The organism is Agromyces salentinus, from assembly GCF_009749395.1.
Taxonomy (GTDB): Bacteria; Actinomycetota; Actinomycetes; order Actinomycetales; family Microbacteriaceae; genus Agromyces; species Agromyces salentinus.
In genome coordinates this window covers 20,380-37,201 of record NZ_WBIR01000014.1, presented here as the reverse complement: position 1 = coordinate 37,201, position 16,822 = coordinate 20,380, and the positions used below count along the sequence as shown (strand labels likewise).

The following is a 16,822-nucleotide window of genomic DNA, read 5'->3' as shown; positions in this document are numbered from 1 at the left end:
GCGGATGACGCGAGAGATGGCCACGATCGACGCCGGCAGCCGACCGTTCGAGCGCGTGCTCGTCGCCAACCGCGGCGAGATCGCCGTCCGGGTCATCCGCACGCTCCGTCGCCTCGGCATCCGCTCGATCGCCGTCTTCTCCGACGCCGACGCCGACGCACCGCACGTGCGCCTGGCCGACGAGGCCGTGCGCATCGGCCCCGCACCGGCCGCCCAGAGCTACCTCGATCCCGACCGGATCATCGCCGCGGCGCGCGACACGGGCGCCCAGGCCGTGCACCCCGGCTACGGGTTCCTCTCCGAGCATGCCGGGTTCGCCGAGGCCTGTCGTCGCGCGGGCATCGTCTTCATCGGCCCCGGTGACGAGGCACTCGCCGTCATGGGCGACAAGATCCGCGCCAAGCGCCACGTCGCGGCATCCGGCGTACCCGTCGTCCCGGGCGTCGCCGACCCGGCCCTCGACGACGACGGCCTGCTCGCGGCCGGGCTGCAGGTCGGCTTCCCGCTGCTCGTGAAGCCGTCGGCCGGCGGCGGCGGCAAGGGCATGCAGGTCGTGCGCGATGCCGGCGAGCTCGCCGACGCGATCCCGGCCGCGCGCCGCATCGCCCGCACGTCCTTCGGCGACGACACGCTGCTCCTGGAGCGCCTCATCGAGCGGCCCAGGCACATCGAGGTCCAGGTGCTCGCCGACGCCCACGGATCGGTCATCCACCTCGGCGAGCGCGAGTGCTCGCTCCAACGTCGCCACCAGAAGGTTGTCGAGGAGGCCCCGTCGCCGCTCCTCGACGAGGCGACGCGCGAGCGGATCGGGCGGGCGGCCTGCGACGCGGCGCGCAGCGTCGCCTACCTCGGTGCGGGAACGGTCGAGTTCCTCGTGTCCGATGCCGCCCCCGAGGAGTTCTTCTTCATCGAGATGAACACGCGCCTGCAGGTGGAGCACCCGGTCACCGAGCTCGTGACGGGCGTCGACCTCGTCGAGCAGCAGCTGCGCATCGCCGCGGGGGAGCCGCTGCCGCTGCAGCAGGAGGACGTGCGCCTGGTCGGCCACGCCGTCGAGGCGCGCGTCTACGCCGAGGCTCCCGAGCGCGGCTTCCTTCCATCGACGGGCGAGGTGCTCGCGTGGGGGGCGCCGACGGGCGACGGCGTGCGGGTCGACGCCGGCATCCGCGGCGGCCAGCACGTCACCGCCGACTACGACCCCATGCTCGCGAAGGTCATCGCGCTCGGCGCCGACCGCACCGAGGCCCTCGAGCGGCTCGACGCCGCGCTGGCCGGCACGGTCGTGCTCGGCGTCGACACGAACATCGCCTTCGTGCGGCGGCTGATCGCCGAGCCGGCGGTGCAGGCGGGTTCGCTCGACACGACCCTCATCGACCGCCTGCCCGCTCCGGAGGCTGTGCCCGCCTCGCCCGGGCAGCTCGCGGCTGCGGCATCCGCGGTGCTCGGCGACGGCGTCGCGACGACCGCGGATCCGTCGGCCGGGCCGCGGGCCTGGGCGGATGCCGCGGGCTGGCGCATCGGAGCCCACCGCACGCCGTCGGTCCTGCTCGCCCCGCGCGACGCGCCCGACGCCGTGACCGCCGTGACCGCCGTGACCGCCGGCACGCTTCCGACGCCCACCACCGACGGCGCCACGGTTCGCATCGCCGCCGACGGAACGATCTGGGTGCACGCCGAGGGTTCCACCACGGCGTTCGTGCAGCACGACCGCCGAGAGCTGGCTTCCGCCCGGCGTGCGGCCGCCGTCCGCGGCGGAGTTGCCGCCAACCCCGAGCTGCGCGCCCCGATGCCCGGAACCGTCACCGCCGTCTTCGTCGCCGACGGTGACCACGTCGACGAGGGCGCCCCCGTGATCGCGATCGAGGCCATGAAGATGGAGCACCGCATCACGGCCACGACCGCGGGCATCGTGCGGCTCGCGGCATCCGTCGGCGACCTGGTCTCACGAGACCAGCCTGTCGCACGCATCGAACCCGCCGTCGACACCACCGACGCGGCATCCGCATCCCTCGCATCCCAAGAGGAACACGAACAGGAGCACACGAATGCAGTATGACCTGAGCGCCGACGAGCAGCGCCTGTACGACGACGTCGCCGACTTCGCCGACCGGGTGGTCGCGCCCGCCGCCTACGCCTACGACACCGAGCGCCGCCTGCCGATGGAGATCATCGCGCAGATGGGCGACATGGGACTCTTCGGGCTGCCCTTCCCGAAGGAGGTCGGCGGCCAGGGCCGCAGCTACTTCGAGCTCTGCCTCGCGGTCGAGGCGCTGGGTCGGGTCGACCAGTCGATCGGCGTGACGCTCGAGGCCGGCGTCGGCCTCGGCGTCATGCCCATCTACCGGCACGGGACCCCCGAGCAGCAGGCCGAGTACCTGCCCGACCTCGTCGCCGGGCGGGCGCTCGCCGGGTTCGGCCTCACGGAGGCGGGCGCGGGCAGCGACGCGGGGGCCACGGCGACGACGGCCGAGCTCGTCGACGGCCAGTGGGTCATCAACGGGTCGAAGCAGTTCATAACGAACTCGGGCACCCCGATCACGCGCTTCGTCACGATCACCGCCGTGACGGGGCAGCGCACCGGCGCCGACGGCCAGGTCAAGCCCGAGCTCTCGACGATCATCGTGCCGAACGACACCCCCGGGTTCACCGTCGAGCCGGCGTACGACAAGGTCGGCTGGCACACCTCCGACACGCATCCGCTGACGCTCCGCGACGTGCGGGTGCCAGAGTCGAACCTGCTCGGCGAGCGGGGACGCGGCTACGCGAACTTCCTGCGCACCCTCAACGAGGGCCGGGTCGCGTTCGCGGCGCTCGCGACCGGTGCGGCGCAGGGCTGCCTCGAGGAGGCCCTCCGCTACGCGAAGGAGCGCAAGGTCTTCGGCACGAACATCGGCTCCAACCAGCACATCGCCTTCAAGATCGCCAAGATGCAGGCGCGCGTGCACCAGGCCCGACTCGCGTGGCACGACGCGGCCCGCAAGCTCGATGCGGGCAAGCCCTTCACACTCGAGGCATCCATCGCGAAGATGGTCTCGGGGGAGGCGGCCATGGACAACGCGCGCGACGCGACGCAGATCTTCGGCGGCTACGGCTTCATGAACGAGAACGCCGTCGCACGCCACTACCGCGACTCGAAGATCCTCGAGATCGGCGAGGGCACGACCGAGGTGCAGCTCATGATCATCACGAGGGAGCTCGGGCTGGCCGCCTGAGCGGGCGCCCGCGAGGAGGAGCAGATGACGGATGCCGCGACGGCGCCGGACTCGAGCGGGTCGGCGCCCATCCGCGAGGTCGTGCAGCGCGGCCTCTGGTACGAGGAGTTCGAGGAGGGGGTGCGCTACCTGCACCGCCCGGGGCGAACGGTGACCGAGGCCGACAACGTGCTGTTCACGACGCTCACCATGAACCCGCAGCCGCTGCACCTCGATGCGGCGTTCGCGGCGACCCAGCCCTTCGGGCGCATCCTCGTGAACTCGCTCTTCACCCTGTCCACCCTCGTCGGGCAGTCGGTGGGCCAGCTCACCCAGGGCACGCTGGTCGCGAACCTCGGCTTCGGCGAGGTCGCCTTCCCGAACCCGGTGTTCGTGGGCGACACGCTCTACGGCGAGAGCGTCGTCGTGTCGAGGCGGCTCTCGTCGTCGCGGCCGGGCGAGGGGGTCGTGGTGCTCGCGCACACCGCGCGCAACCAGGACGGCCTGGTCGTGGCCACGGCGTCGCGGACCATGCTCGTGCAGACGAGGGAGGCGGGCGAGCGACGGGCCGCCGGGTCGCGGCACGCCGGGACGACGGCCGGGCAGGGGACGAGCGGATGACGCATCCGTCGTTCCGCTTCGGCCCGGCACTGCTCTTCTGCCCGGCCGATCGCCCCGACCGCTACGAGAAGGCGCTGGGACGCGCCGACGCCGTCATCCTCGACCTCGAGGACGCCGTCGCGCCCGAGGCCAGGGCCGCCGCCCGGCGCGCGGTCGCCGCATCCGACCTCGACCCCGAGCGCGTGATCGTCCGCGTGAATCCGGCCTCCTCGCCGGAGTTCGCAGCCGATCTCGCCCTGCTCGGCGACACCCCGTACCGAACCGTCATGCTCGCCAAGTGCGAGGGCACGGCCGACCTGGTCGAGCTCATCGACTTCGAGGTCATCGCCCTCTGCGAGACGGCACGCGGCGTGCTCGCGGCCGAGCAGGTCGCCGCGATCCCCAACGTGACGGCGCTCATGTGGGGCGCCGAGGACCTCGTCGCGTCGCTGGGCGGCTCGACCAGCCGCCACGCCGACGGCACGTACCGCGGTGTCGCCGTGCACGCCCGCGCCCGCGTGCAACTGGCCGCGGCGGCCAACGGCATCGCGGCGATCGACACCGTGCACCTGGACATCGGCGACCTCGAGGGCCAGTCCGAGGAGGCCCGCGATGCCGCAGCGCTCGGCTTCGCGGCCACGGCCTGCATCCATCCGTCGCAGGTCGACGCCGTGCGCGCCGCGTACCTGCCCGGCGAGGAGCAGGTCGAGTGGGCCAGGGCGGTGCTCGCCGAGGCCGGCCGGGCGCCCGGCGTCTTCGCGTTCCGGGGCCGCATGGTCGATGCCCCACTGCTCCGTCAGGCCGAGGCGATCGTGCGGCGCGCGGGCACGCCGCGCTGACGGCGCCGCACCACTCGCACCGCCGGCTGCGCATCCGCACCGCGCCCGGCGACCGCCGGGCTGCGCGACGACGGATAACGCCTCGTCCGCGCGGGTCCCATCCGTTCGGTGCTCGGCTCCGAATCACCTCTGACCAGCGACATCGACCTCAATTCGGGGGACATGCCGACACGATTCGGTAACAGTTCATCCGGAATTCCCGTGGCGGCATCAGTCGCCGCCGACGGGCACCGTATTCTCGATGGCATCCTGGGGAGGAGGACGACGTGGCACGACGGCACATGGCAGGAGCTCGCGACACGCGCGCGACGGGGGTGGCGCTCGCCGAGCGCGAGGCCGAACGCGGCGCATACCCGAGCACGGATGCGTCGGATCCGACGCACGTCGAGCGCCGCACGCCGGCACATCTCGCCGAGTCGATCCCGTCGAACACGTTCTCCGGTCCCATCCTCGTCCCGCTGCGGTCGAGGCTCGGCGACACCGACATGATCGTGCACCCGCTCGCGCTCGGCACGAGCACCTTCGGCTGGACCCTCGGCAACGACGACGCCTTCGCCGTGCTCGATCGATTCGCGGGCACGGGCGGTGACCTCGTCGACACCGCCGACAGCTACGCCTCGGGCCGCAGCGAGTCGATCATCGGCTCGTGGATGGCCTCGCGGCGGACCCGCGACCGGATGCACCTCATGACCAAGGTCGGCCGGTCGGCCGCGAACCCCGGACTCTCGCCCGAGGCGATCCGCGCGGCCGTCGACGACAGCCTGCAGCGCCTCGCGACCGATCGCATCGACGTGCTGTTCTTCCACGGCGAGGACGCCGCAGTGCCCCTCGAGGAGTCGCTCGGCGCCGTCGGCGCCCTCGTGGACGCCGGCAAGGTCCGCACGGTCGGGGCGAGCGACTTCTCGCCCGAACGACTCATCGAGGCCCGCGTGCTGGCCGCGAACGGACTCCCGCGCTTCCAGGCGCTCACGACCAGGTACAACCTCATGGAGCGCAGCGGATTCGAGGGGGCCCCCGAACTCGTCGCGCACGCGCAGGGTCTCGCCGTGCTGCCGTACTTCCCGCTGGCGAACGGCTTCCTCGGCGGCGGCATCCGCCGTCGTGCCGATGTCCGCCATGACGCGAGGGGCGAACGCGCCGGCGCGCACCTCGGGCGCCGCGGCGCGAAGGTGCTCGCGGCGCTCGACGACATCGCCCGCGCGCACTCGGTCGCACCCGCGACGGTCGCCCTCGCCTGGCTCCTCGCCAAGCCCTCCGTGCTCGCCCCGGTCGCGAGCGCCTCGACGCCCGACCAGCTGGACGCGCTCATCGCGGCGGCATCCCTCGACCTGCACCGGTCCGAGCTCGTCGAACTCGACCGCGCCTCGCACTGAGCGCCGCGCGGGAGCGCGCACCCCCATCGCGAGGACCAGTGGCATAGGCTGGGTCGCGATGAACGGTGCCGTCGAACTTCCGCTCGGCACTGCCGAACTCACTTTCACCGCCGCCGGCGAGGCGCGGGTGCGACGCAGCATCCTCCCGTCGGGCGTGCGCGTGCTCACCGAGCAGGTGCCGGGCAGTCGCAGTGCGACGGTCGGCTTCTGGGTCGCCGTCGGCTCCCGCGACGAGAGCGCCGCCGAGGCGGGACATCCGGCCACCTTCGGGTCCACCCATTTCCTCGAGCACCTGCTCTTCAAGGGCACGCCGACGCGCACGGCGCTCGACATCGCGATCTCCTTCGACGCGGTCGGCGGGGAGCACAACGCGCTGACGGCCAAGGAGTACACCTGCTACTACGCCAAGGTGCAGGACCGCGACCTGCCGATGGCCGTCGAGGTGCTCTCCGACATGTTCACCTCGTCGCTCCTCGACCCGGTCGAGTTCGACAACGAGCGAGGCGTGATCCTCGAGGAGCTCTCGATGGCCGGCGACGACCCGGGCGACGTCGCGAACGAGCGGTTCTTCGAGGCGATCCTCGGCGAGCATCCGCTCGGGCGACCGATCGGCGGCAGCGCGGACACGATCAACCGGGCGACCCGCGAGGCAGTACACGAGCACTACCTCGCGAACTACCGGCCGAACGACCTCGTGGTCACCGCCGCCGGCGCCGTCGACCACGACGAGCTGGTCGCCGGCCTCGAGCGGGCGCTCACCGCCGGCGGATGGAACCTGGCCGTCGAGGCCGCTCCCGTCGAGCGGCGCGCGAAGACCCCGGTCGCTCTCGCGCCGTCCCGCGAGCTCACCGTCGTGCAGCGGCCGATCGAGCAGGTGAACCTGCTGCTCGGCGTTCCCGGCCTCGTCGCGACCGACGACCGTCGCTCGACCATGAGCGTGCTGAACACCGTCTTCGGCTCCGGCATGTCCTCACGCCTCTTCCAGGAGGTCCGCGAACGCCGCGGCCTCGCGTACGCCGTGTACTCGTTCTCGCCGTCGTACTCCGACGCCGGCCTCTTCGGCATGTACGCCGGCTGCGCGCCCGCGAAGGCCCCGACGGTCGCCGAGCTCATGCGCTCCGAGCTCGACCGCGTCGCCCGCGACGGCGTCACCGCCGAGGAGCTGCGACGCGCCACCGGGCAGCTCGCCGGGGCATCCGCCCTCGCCCTTGAGGACTCCGACACGCGGATGTCGCGCCTCGGGCGAGCCGAGCTCACGCTCGGCGAGTTCGTCGACCTCGACGAGGCCCTGCGCCGCATCGCCCGCGTCACGGCCGAAGACGTCCGCGCGCTCGCGGCCGACCTCGCCGCCCGCCCCTTCTCGCTGGTCGCCGTCGGCGCGAGCGAGGAGTCCGACTTCGAGGGCCTCGTGAACGGCCCGCCCCGCTCCGACGTCGCCTGATCGCGCGTCACCGTCCGACCGACTGCCGAGGAAGCGCACCGTGCCACACCATCTCTACCTCGTTCGCCACGGCGAACAGCTCGACGCCGAGCACGGCATGGGCGACGGCCCGCTCTCGCCGCGCGGTCGCAGGCAGGCCCAGCTGCTGGGCGAGCGCCTCGGCGGCATCCCCTTCGACAACGCCTGGCATTCGCCGTTGCAGCGCGCGACGGAGACCGCGGAGATCATCGCCGCGAAGATGCCCTCGCTCTCGCCCGAGCCGTCGGCGCTGCTCTTCGACTGCGTCCCGTCAGGCCCGGCCCCGGCGACCCCGAAGGCCTACGACGCCTTCTTCGGTTCCGTGACCGAGGCCGAGATCGAGGCCGGCACCGCGCAGATGGAGGATGCCGCGGCCGAGTTCCTGCGCTCGCACCGCGACGACCGCCACGACCTGCTCATCACGCACAACTTCGTGATCGGCTGGTTCGTGCGGGAGGTCCTCGGCGCGCCGGACTGGCGCTGGCTCTCGATCAACCAGGCGAACTGCGGGCTCACGGTCCTCACGCAGAAATCCGGTCGCCCCTGGAACCTCGTCGTGCACAACGACCTCGCGCACCTGCCGTTCGAGCTGCGCACCGGGCTCCCCGAGCCCTACGCGGTCTGACCACGATCGGCGGATGCCGCGTGCCGCATGCATCCCGGCACGTGGCGTCGCGTGGCGCTCAACCCGAGAGTCGCTTGGCGAACCAGGTGGTCGCGTTCGGGTTGTCGTTGTAGGGCTCGATCTCGACGAAGCCGCTCGATCGGTAGAGCCCGCCCGCGGCGGTGAGGCTCGCGTTGGTGTCCAGGACGAGCTCCTCGGCGCCGAACTCCCGAGCGCGCCGCTCCAGCTCGACGAGCAGCGCCCGCCCGGCGCCGCGCCCGCGCGCGGCATCCGTGAGCCACAGGTGCTTGACCTCGTACCGCGTGCGGCCCGTCGCGGGGTCGGGGGCGATGCGCCGGATGCCGCCGCAGCCGATCGCCGCGACCTCGGCCTCCTGCGTGTCGGCCGGTTCGTTCGGCTCGTCGGTGCCGCCCGTGCCGCTGGGCTCGACCGCCGCGTCGACGATCAGGAAGACGCCCACGGGCGGCGTGAAGGCGGCATCCTCCGGGAAGGTCGGCCGGTACTCGCCCTGCGTCGGGGGAAACCCCGCCGCACGCTCGGCGAAGTACGACGTGAGCATGCCATGGGCCTCCGAGCCGGTGACCTGTGCTGTCCTGAACCGCATGGCGTCCAGCCTAATGCGGGCTTGCTAGGGTGATTCCGTGACGATACGGGTGGCCGTGGCCGGGGCCACGGGCAAGATGGGCACTCTGGCGACCGCGCTCATCGAGGCGGCCGACGACCTCGAGTTGCACGCGGGGCTCTCCTCGACGTCCGAGCTCGACGAGATGCTCGGCGCCGACGTCGTCCTCGACGTCTCGCACCCCGCCGCGAGCGTGGGCATCGTCGAGTTCGCCACGGGGGCCGGCATCCCGATCGTCGTCGGGACCTCGGGCTGGTCGGCCGACCGCATCGCCGACATCCGCCGGTTCGTCCGCGATCACGACGAGGCCGGCGCGGTCCTCTTCATCCCGAACTTCTCGGTCGGCAGCGTGCTCGGCACCGCGTTCGCCGCGCTCGCCGCGCCCTGGTTCGACTCCATCGAGATCGTCGAGGCGCACCACGCCGGCAAGGTGGACTCCCCGTCCGGCACGGCGGTGCGCACGGCCGAACTCGTGGGCGAGGCGCGCGCGGCCAAGGGACCGGTCGCCGCCCCGCATGCCGACCAGCGGGCCAGGGGCCAGCTCGTCTCCGGAATCCCCGTGCACAGCCTGCGCATGTCCGGCCTCCTCGCCGAGCAGCGGGTCGTGCTCGGCGGCGACGGCGAGACCCTGACCATCGCGCACTCCACCCTCTCGCCGAGCTCCTACGAGGCCGGCATCCTGCTGGCCCTCCGGCACGCGCCCCAGGCGGTCGGCGTCACGGTCGGGCTCGGCACGCTCATCGGGCTCGACCTGCCCGTTGCCGGGGCCGACGCGTGACCGCTCACCCCACGGCCGACGCGACCACCGCCCGAACGGGGCGCCGGTGACCGCCAAGGTCGGAGCCCTCGCCATGGCGGTGCTGCTCGCCGTCTACGTCGCGCTCGTCGGCTGGCGTGCCGTGCAATTCCTCGGCACGGGGGAGCCCGTGGCCATCGGCATCGGCATCGCCCTCCTGGTCCTGCCGATCATCGCCGTCTGGGCGATCTGGCGGGAGCTCGCATTCGGCATGCGGTCGCAAGCCCTCGTCAAGCGGCTCGAGGCCGAGGGGGGTACCGACCTCGGCATCGAGATGCGCGAGAGCGGTCGCGCCGACCGTGCCTCCGCCGATGCGGAGTTCGCACGCTTCCGCGCGGACGCCGAGGCGGACCCCGACTCGTGGCGAGCCTGGCTGCGCCTCGGCATGGCCTACGACGCCGCGGGCGACCGCCGACGGGCCCGCACCGCGGTGCGGCGGGCTATCGAACTGGAGCGGGCCGGCTGAGCATCGCGTCGAGGGCCGACTCGACGCTCTCGTGGGCGAACGCGTACCCGTCGTCGACGAGGTGCTGCGAACTCACCTTCTGGCTCGCGAGCAGCAACTCGTCGGCCGCCTGCCCGAGGGCGAGGCCGAGCACGCGCTCGGGCACCGCCAGGGCATACGGACGGTGCATCCGCTCCGCCATCGCGCCCATGACCCGGTCCGCCGTCGCCGGAATCGGCCCGACGAGGTTCACCGGACCGGCGAGCCGCGAGCCGAGGAGGTGGGCGATCGCGCCGACCTCGTCGTCGAGCGCGATCCAGGGCCAGTGCTGGCCCCCGGTGCCGAGCCGGGCCGAGACGCCGAACCTGGTCAACGTCGCGACCCGCCGCATGGCGCCGCCCTCGCCGATGACCAGCCCGGTGCGGAACGTGACCGTGCGGGTCTCGGAGGGAGCGAGCCCCGCGGCGCTCTCCCATTTCTGGACGACGTCGGCGAGGAATCCCGTTCCCGCGGGCGAGGGCTCGGCGAGCAGCTCGCCCGGACGGTCGCCGTAGTAGCCGACCGCCGAACCGCTCAGGAACACGGCCGGGGGAGTGCGTGCCTTGCGCATCGCGTCGGCGAGCGTGCGGGTCGCGCTCACGCGCGACTCGATGATCTCCGTTCGGTAGGCCTTCGTCCACGGCAGGCGCGCGAGCGAGGCGCCCGAGAGGTTCACGACCGCGTCGATGCGGTCCATGATCGTGAAGTCGATGATGCCCGCCGCCGGCGACCAGGTCACCTCGTCGGCGGACTGCGCCCGCCGGCGGACGAGCCGGAGCACGTCGTGGCCGTCCCGGGTCAGCCGATCGACGAGGGCCGTGCCGATGAAGCCGGACGCCCCGGCGATGAGCACCCGCACGTCAGGCGAGTTCGGCTTCGATCGTGATGGGGATGCCCGCCAGCGCCTGGGAGATCGGGCAGTTCGCCTTCGCGTCCTCGGCGAACGCCTCGAACGCCTCTTCGGTGAGGCCCGGCACGCGCGCACTCACGAGCAGGTGGCTGCCGAGCACGCCGCGGCCGGCCTCGAACGTGATCGCCGCCGTCGTCTGGATGGACTCTGGAGCGTGGCCGGCACCGGTGAGCGCGTGGGCGAGTGCCATGGAGTAGCACGCCGAGTGCGCGGCGCCCAGCAGCTCCTCGGGATTCGTGGTGCCGGCCTCGCCCTCGGAGCGGGCCTTCCAGTTCACGGGGAACTCCGCGACGCCGGAGGAATCCAGCTTGGTCGTGCCCGAACCGCCCGCGAGGGTGCCGGTCCAGACGGTGGTCGATTCACTCGTGACGGCCATGGGTCCTCCTCGTCGAGCCGGGCTCTCAGCCTAGCCGCGCCCGGCCGCGGTTGTCAGGCCCGCTGCAGGACCCGTGCGCGGACGAGGAGCACGTAGATGCGGCATCCGAGGCAGAAGTCGAACACCGCGTTCAGGAACGCAGCGACGAACGCGATGCTCGCGGCGATCGGCACGGCTGCCGGGACGCCGGCGATCGCGAGCAGCACGCCGACCACCGTCACGATGAAGCCGACGAGTTGGGCGAACGTCGGCGGGCGCGGGTCTTCGAGCTCGACGGGCGGTGCGAGGCGCGGGCGCACGATCGCGCGGAAGAGGGCCCCGAACGGATGCCGCCGGACGCCGGCGATCGCGCCCCAGAGGAAGAGGGCGCTGATCGCCGCGAGCAGGACCAGGGCTGCCGTTGCGGCACCGGCCACCCAGAGCACGACGACGGCGAGCAGGAGCACCGCCGTGATGGCGGCCGCGAATCGCGGCGCGCGCGGGTCGATGCCGGCCGGGTCAGCCGTGGCGCGCTCGGGGTCGGCGGATGCGGGGTGATCAGGATGCGACATGGGAACTCCCGGTGAGGGTCTCGAGGTGGCTGCGGACGGCACCGGTGCGGGGGACGCCGCCGATGCGGGCCGAGAGGGTGCCGTCGGCGGCGAGGATGAGGGTCGTCGGCGTCTCGCGCACGGCGAAGCGATCGGCGAGGTCGGCGCGGCGGGTCAGGTCGACCTCGACGTGCCGCACGCCGGCGAAGTCGTCGGCGATCGCCCGCAACCCCCTCGCCGTCGCGGGGCAGCGGCTGCAGAACTCGGTCGAGAACTGCACGAGCGTCGCTGCCTCGCCGAGCTCCGTCTCGCGGAGATCGAGGGCGAGCGCCGCTGCCGTGCGTCCGGAGCGAACGGCGCCCACGTCGCCCGGTGCGGCGGATGCGGCATCCGTCCTCGTGGCGACGCGCAGCCTGCCGGTGCGCGAGCGCCAGACGAGGCCGATCGCCGTGGCGACCGCGGGCAGGGCGAGCCCGGCGATGAGCGCGGCCGGCCAGTCCATGCGACCGAGGCTATTTCGGCGCGGCACCGCGCGGTCGACTGTGACGAGGGATGACGCGACGCCGCGCCGCGGCATCCGCCCGACCGCCCTCCCATCGCGGGTAGCATCGAGACGATGTCCGAGACGATCGCAACCCCGTACGAAGACCTCCTCCGCGACGTGCTCGAGCACGGCACGCGCAAGACCGACCGCACGGGCACCGGCACGACCAGCGTGTTCGGCCGCCAGCTGCGGTTCGACCTCGCCGAGGGCTTCCCGCTCGTCACCACGAAACGCGTGCACTTCAAGTCGATCGCGTACGAGCTGCTGTGGTTCCTGCAGGGCTCCTCGAACGTCGGCTGGCTGCGCGAGCACGGCGTCACCATCTGGGACGAGTGGGCCGACGCCGATGGCGAGCTCGGCCCGGTCTACGGGGTGCAGTGGCGCTCGTGGCCGACGCCCTCCGGCGAGGTGATCGACCAGATCTCCGACGTGATCGAGCAGATCCGCACGAACCCCGACTCGCGCCGCCTCATCGTCTCGGCGTGGAACCCGGCCGACATCCCCGACATGGCGCTCGCCCCGTGCCACGCGCTCTTCCAGTTCTACGTCGCCGACGGGAAGCTGTCCTGCCAGCTCTACCAGCGCTCCGCGGACCTCTTCCTCGGCGTGCCGTTCAACATCGCCTCCTACGCGCTCCTGACGCACATGATCGCGGCGCAGACCGGGCTCGAGGTCGGCGACTTCGTCTGGACCGGCGGCGACTGCCACATCTACGACAACCACGTCGAGCAGGTCCGCACGCAGCTCGAGCGCGAGCCCTTCGCGCCGCCGACGCTGCGCCTCGCGCGCACCCGAGACACGGTCTTCGACTATGAGTACGACGACTTCGTGGTCGACGGCTACCAGCACCACCCCGCGATCCGCGCGGCCGTCGCGGTATGAGCGAAGCGGATGCCACGGGCGTCCACGGCGACTCCGGGACCTCGGACGGGACGCCGGCGATCGGGCCGAAGCTGGGCCTCATCTGGGCCGAAGCGGCGCGCGGCGTGATCGGGGCCGGCGGCGTGATGCCGTGGCACGTGCCCGAGGACCTCGCCCACTTCAAGGAGATCACGCTCGGCAGCCCCGTCGTGATGGGACGCAAGACCTGGGACTCGCTGCCCGAGCGGTTTCGCCCGCTGCCCGGCCGCGCGAACATCGTCGTCACCCGCGATGAGGACTGGGCTGCCGAGGGGGCCACGCGCGCAGGATCCATCGACGCCGGGCTCGCGCTCGCCGCGGCATCCGACCCCGACTGGGTCTGGGTGATCGGCGGCGGCGAGGTGTTCGCGCGGGTCATCGATCGGGCGGATCGACTCGAGGTCACCGAGCTCGATCTCGACATCCCGGGCGACGCCCATGCCCCCTCGATCGACCTGAGCTGGCGTCTCGTCGAGACCGATGGCGGCGCGACACGCCTCTCCCGTACCGGCGTCGCGTACCGCTTCCGCCGCTACGACCGGCCGTGACCGACTGACGCGTGACCGCATGACCGCGTGTCCCGCGACCCGGTGCGCCGCCGTGGTGCGCGAGGCGCGCCGCGGCCCGGCGGTGGACGGGGCGCGGCCCGCGTCGCGGGGCCGACCCGATACGCTGGAGGGCGTGACTCAGGAAAACCCCTTCGGACAGGTACTCGTCGCGCTCGTCACGCCGTTCACGGCCGACGGCGAAGTCGACTGGCCCGGGGTCGAGAAGCACATCGACGACGTGATCGCGGCCGGAGCCGACGGCATCGTCGTCACCGGCACGACCGGCGAGACCTCGACGCTCACGGACCCCGAGAAGATCCGCCTCGTCGAGGTCGGCAAGGACGTCGCAGCCGGGCGAGCGAAGATCATCACGGGCGGCGGCTCGAACGAGACCGCGCACGCGATCGAGCTCTACAAGCACTCCGAGCAGGCCGGTGCCGACGGCATCATGATCGTCACGCCGTACTACAACAAGCCCACGCAGGCCGGCATCCTGACGCACTTCCGCATGGTCGCCGACGCGACCGACCTGCCCGTCATCCTCTACGACATCCCCGGCCGCACGGGCGTCCCCATCACGTACGAGACGATCCTGCGGCTCGCGAAGCACCCGAACATCCTCGCGGTGAAGGACGCCAAGGGCAGCTTCTCCGAGGTCAGCCGCGTGCTGAACCAGACCGACCTCATGTACTTCTCGGGCGACGACGCGAACATCCTGCCGCACCTGTCGATCGGGGCCACCGGCCTCATCGGCGTCACGGCGAACATCGCGCCCGCGCCGTACCGCACGATCGTCGACGCCGTGAACCGGGGCGACCTGGCGGCGGCCACGGCCGCGCACCAGCAGCTCGAGCCGCTGGTGCGCGCCGTCATGACGCATGTGCCGGGCACCGTCGCGGCGAAGTACATCCTGCACGGCCTCGGCCGCATCGGCAGCCCTCGCGTGCGGCTGCCGCTCGTCGGCCCCGAGGAGTGGGAGGCGGCGCTCATCGAGGACGAGATCGACCACGTGCGCGGCGTCGAGGGCGTCGACTTCCGCAACTTCCGGCCCGACCGCAACGCCGCCGCCGGTGGCGCGCTGCCGAAGGTCGCCGGCACCACCCGCTGACCACATGCGGATGCCGCGACGAGCCCATGCCCGTCGCGACCCCGCCCGAGACATCCGCGGCCCCGAGGGTCGCACCGAACTGAACACCGAACGAAGGAGGGCCCATGCCCGATTCCATCATCGAACCTGCCCCGCTGACCCCCGGGACGCTTCGCATCATCCCGATCGGAGGCCTCGGCGAGGTCGGCCGCAACATGACGAGCTACGAGATCGACGGCAAGATCCTCATCGTCGACTGCGGCGTGCTCTTCCCCGAGGAGCACCAGCCCGGCGTCGACCTGATCCTGCCCGACTTCGGGTTCCTGCGCGACCGCATCGACGACATCGTCGGCGTCGTGCTCACCCACGGCCACGAGGACCACATCGGCGGCGTGCCCTACCTCCTGCGGCTGCGCGCGGACATCCCCCTGATCGGCTCGCAGTTGACGCTCGCACTCGTCGAGGCGAAGCTCAAGGAGCACCGCATCAAGCCCTACAGCCTCACGGTCAAGGAGGGCCAGGACGAGGAGATCGGCCCGTTCGACCTCGAGTTCATCGCGGTCAACCACTCGATCCCCGACGCACTCGCCGTCGCGATCCACACCGACGCCGGCACGGTCCTCGCCACGGGTGACTTCAAGATGGACCAGCTGCCGCTGGACGGCCGGCTCACCGACCTGCGCGAGTTCGCCCGGCTCGGCGAGGAGGGCGTCGACCTCTTCATGGTCGATTCCACCAACGCGGATGTCCCCGGCTTCACGCCGCTCGAGCGCGCGATCGGACCCGTGCTCGACGAGGTCATCGCCCGCGCCCCGCGCCGGGTCATCGTGGCGAGCTTCTCGAGCCACGTGCACCGGGTGCAGCAGGTGCTCGACGCGGCCCACCAGAACGGTCGCAGGGTCGCGCTCCTCGGCCGCAGCATGGTCCGCAACATGACCATCGCCGCCGAGCTCGGATACCTCAACGTGCCGGCCGGCGTGCTCGTCGACTACAAGAAGGCCGGCGACATCCCCGACGACAAGATCGTCTACATGTCCACGGGCTCGCAGGGCGAGCCCATGGCCGTGCTCAGCCGCATGGCCAACCGCGACCACCAGATCGAGGTGGGCGAGGGCGACACCGTGATCCTCGCCTCAAGCCTGATCCCGGGCAACGAGAACGCCGTGTACCGCGTGATCGACGGCCTCACCAAGCTCGGCGCCAACGTCGTGCACAAGGGCAACGCGAAGGTGCACGTCTCCGGCCACGCGGCCGCGGGGGAGCTGCTCTACTGCTACAACATCCTGAAGCCGAAGAACGTCCTGCCGATCCACGGCGAGTACCGCCACCTGTTCGCGAACGCGAAGCTCGCGCGCGACACGGGCATCCCCGAGCGCAACACCTTCATCGGCGAAAACGGCACGGTCTACGACCTGCTCGACGGCGACATGAAGGTCGCGGGCCAGCTCGACCTCGGCTTCGTCTACGTCGACGGCTCGACGGTCGGCGAGATCACCGACGCCGACCTGAAGGACCGCCGCATCCTCGGTGAGGAGGGCTTCATCTCCGTCATCATCGTCGTGGATGCCGCGACGGGTCGCATCATCTCAGGTCCCGAGATCCACGCGCGCGGGTTCGCCGAGGACGATGCCGTGTTCGAGGAGGTCAAGCCGAAGATCTCGGCGGCGCTGCTCGAGGCCGCCAAGAGCGGCGTGCGCGATTCGCAGGCGCTCCAGCAGATCGTGCGCCGCACGGTCGGCACCTGGGTCAACCGTCGCCTGCGTCGTCGTCCGATGCTCGTGCCGCTCGTCATCGAGGCGTAGCAGCAGACGCCCCGCCGGCACGGCGAGGGCGAGTCAGGGGCGGGTCGGGGTTCTCCCCGACCCGCCCCTGAATCATCCCCGCGGCGTATTCCGCCGGAGGCATCCCGGCCGATAGCGTTGGGCGACCCCGATCGAC

At 72.1% G+C, this 16,822-nt stretch carries 18 protein-coding genes; 13 read left to right on the top strand and 5 right to left on the bottom strand.

The window, feature by feature from the left end:
• The first annotated feature begins 16 nt into the window (after positions 1–16).
• The 7 genes from GQQ95_RS13240 (at position 17) to GQQ95_RS13210 (ending at position 8,087) form a co-directional block, all read left to right on the top strand.
• On the top strand, positions 17–2,056 hold the full coding sequence (locus GQQ95_RS13240) for an acetyl/propionyl/methylcrotonyl-CoA carboxylase subunit alpha (RefSeq protein WP_157428140.1): 2,040 nt from the start codon (positions 17–19) through the stop codon (positions 2,054–2,056).
• Positions 2,046–3,212 (top strand): acyl-CoA dehydrogenase family protein, encoded by a 1,167-nt coding sequence (locus tag GQQ95_RS13235; protein WP_157428139.1) that lies wholly within the window; start codon positions 2,046–2,048, stop codon positions 3,210–3,212. The genes GQQ95_RS13240 and GQQ95_RS13235 overlap by 11 nt, the downstream gene beginning before the upstream one ends.
• Before the next feature lie 24 nt (positions 3,213–3,236).
• Positions 3,237–3,812: a MaoC family dehydratase gene (locus tag GQQ95_RS13230; RefSeq protein WP_157428138.1), complete on the top strand. Its 576-nt coding sequence runs from the start codon at positions 3,237–3,239 to the stop codon at positions 3,810–3,812.
• Complete coding sequence (locus GQQ95_RS13225; protein WP_157428137.1) at positions 3,809–4,630, top strand: HpcH/HpaI aldolase/citrate lyase family protein; 822 nt, start codon at positions 3,809–3,811, stop codon at positions 4,628–4,630. The genes GQQ95_RS13230 and GQQ95_RS13225 overlap by 4 nt, the downstream gene beginning before the upstream one ends.
• A 266-nt stretch (positions 4,631–4,896) precedes the next feature.
• On the top strand, positions 4,897–6,003 hold the full coding sequence (locus GQQ95_RS13220; protein WP_246205494.1) for an aldo/keto reductase: 1,107 nt from the start codon (positions 4,897–4,899) through the stop codon (positions 6,001–6,003).
• Between the two features lie 58 nt (positions 6,004–6,061).
• Positions 6,062–7,444, top strand: coding sequence for a M16 family metallopeptidase (locus GQQ95_RS13215; protein WP_157428136.1), 1,383 nt, complete (start codon positions 6,062–6,064; stop codon positions 7,442–7,444).
• Between the two features lie 40 nt (positions 7,445–7,484).
• Entirely contained in the window at positions 7,485–8,087 is a 603-nt protein-coding gene (locus GQQ95_RS13210; RefSeq protein WP_157428135.1) for a histidine phosphatase family protein, read from the top strand.
• Positions 8,088–8,145: 58 nt separating this feature from the next.
• On the opposite strand, the gene GQQ95_RS13205 is transcribed toward GQQ95_RS13210, so the two are convergent.
• Positions 8,146–8,691: a GNAT family N-acetyltransferase gene (locus GQQ95_RS13205; protein WP_157428134.1), complete on the bottom strand. Its 546-nt coding sequence runs from the start codon at positions 8,689–8,691 to the stop codon at positions 8,146–8,148.
• A 37-nt stretch (positions 8,692–8,728) separates the two neighbouring features.
• On the opposite strand from GQQ95_RS13205, the gene dapB reads away from it, so the two are divergent.
• Positions 8,729–9,487, top strand: a complete 759-nt coding sequence (gene dapB / locus GQQ95_RS13200) for a 4-hydroxy-tetrahydrodipicolinate reductase (RefSeq protein WP_157428133.1) — start codon at positions 8,729–8,731, stop codon at positions 9,485–9,487.
• A gap of 46 nt (positions 9,488–9,533) precedes the next feature.
• Positions 9,534–9,971, top strand: a complete 438-nt coding sequence (locus tag GQQ95_RS13195; protein ID WP_246205491.1) for a hypothetical protein — start codon at positions 9,534–9,536, stop codon at positions 9,969–9,971.
• On the opposite strand, the gene GQQ95_RS13190 is transcribed toward GQQ95_RS13195, so the two are convergent.
• From GQQ95_RS13190 to GQQ95_RS13175, 4 genes are read right to left on the bottom strand one after another with little or no spacing between them, the layout of a single operon-like run.
• Positions 9,946–10,848 (bottom strand): TIGR01777 family oxidoreductase, encoded by a 903-nt coding sequence (locus GQQ95_RS13190; protein ID WP_157428132.1) that lies wholly within the window; start codon positions 10,846–10,848, stop codon positions 9,946–9,948. The two genes, GQQ95_RS13195 and GQQ95_RS13190, sit on opposite strands and share 26 nt — an antisense overlap.
• 1 nt (position 10,849) lies before the next feature.
• Entirely contained in the window at positions 10,850–11,275 is a 426-nt protein-coding gene (locus GQQ95_RS13185) for an OsmC family peroxiredoxin (protein ID WP_157428131.1), read from the bottom strand.
• 53 nt (positions 11,276–11,328) lie between these two features.
• Positions 11,329–11,826, bottom strand: coding sequence for a DUF4395 domain-containing protein (locus GQQ95_RS13180; RefSeq protein ID WP_157428130.1), 498 nt, complete (start codon positions 11,824–11,826; stop codon positions 11,329–11,331).
• A complete protein-coding gene (locus GQQ95_RS13175) occupies positions 11,813–12,307 on the bottom strand; it encodes a TlpA family protein disulfide reductase (protein WP_157428129.1) in 495 nt (164 codons plus the stop codon). The genes GQQ95_RS13180 and GQQ95_RS13175 overlap by 14 nt, the downstream gene beginning before the upstream one ends.
• 114 nt (positions 12,308–12,421) lie before the next feature.
• Between GQQ95_RS13175 and GQQ95_RS13170 the strand changes: the two genes are divergently transcribed.
• The 4 genes from GQQ95_RS13170 to GQQ95_RS13155 all read left to right on the top strand — a co-directional run bounded on the left by GQQ95_RS13170 (position 12,422) and on the right by GQQ95_RS13155 (position 16,686).
• Complete coding sequence (locus GQQ95_RS13170; protein ID WP_157428128.1) at positions 12,422–13,231, top strand: thymidylate synthase; 810 nt, start codon at positions 12,422–12,424, stop codon at positions 13,229–13,231.
• Complete coding sequence (locus tag GQQ95_RS13165) at positions 13,228–13,797, top strand: dihydrofolate reductase (RefSeq protein WP_157428127.1); 570 nt, start codon at positions 13,228–13,230, stop codon at positions 13,795–13,797. The genes GQQ95_RS13170 and GQQ95_RS13165 overlap by 4 nt, the downstream gene beginning before the upstream one ends.
• Before the next feature lie 133 nt (positions 13,798–13,930).
• Positions 13,931–14,905 carry a 4-hydroxy-tetrahydrodipicolinate synthase gene (gene dapA / locus GQQ95_RS13160; RefSeq protein ID WP_157428126.1) on the top strand — a complete coding sequence of 325 codons (975 nt, stop codon included), beginning with the start codon at positions 13,931–13,933 and terminating at the stop codon, positions 14,903–14,905.
• A gap of 104 nt (positions 14,906–15,009) precedes the next feature.
• Positions 15,010–16,686 (top strand): ribonuclease J, encoded by a 1,677-nt coding sequence (locus GQQ95_RS13155; RefSeq protein ID WP_157428125.1) that lies wholly within the window; start codon positions 15,010–15,012, stop codon positions 16,684–16,686.
• Positions 16,687–16,822 lie beyond the last annotated feature (136 nt).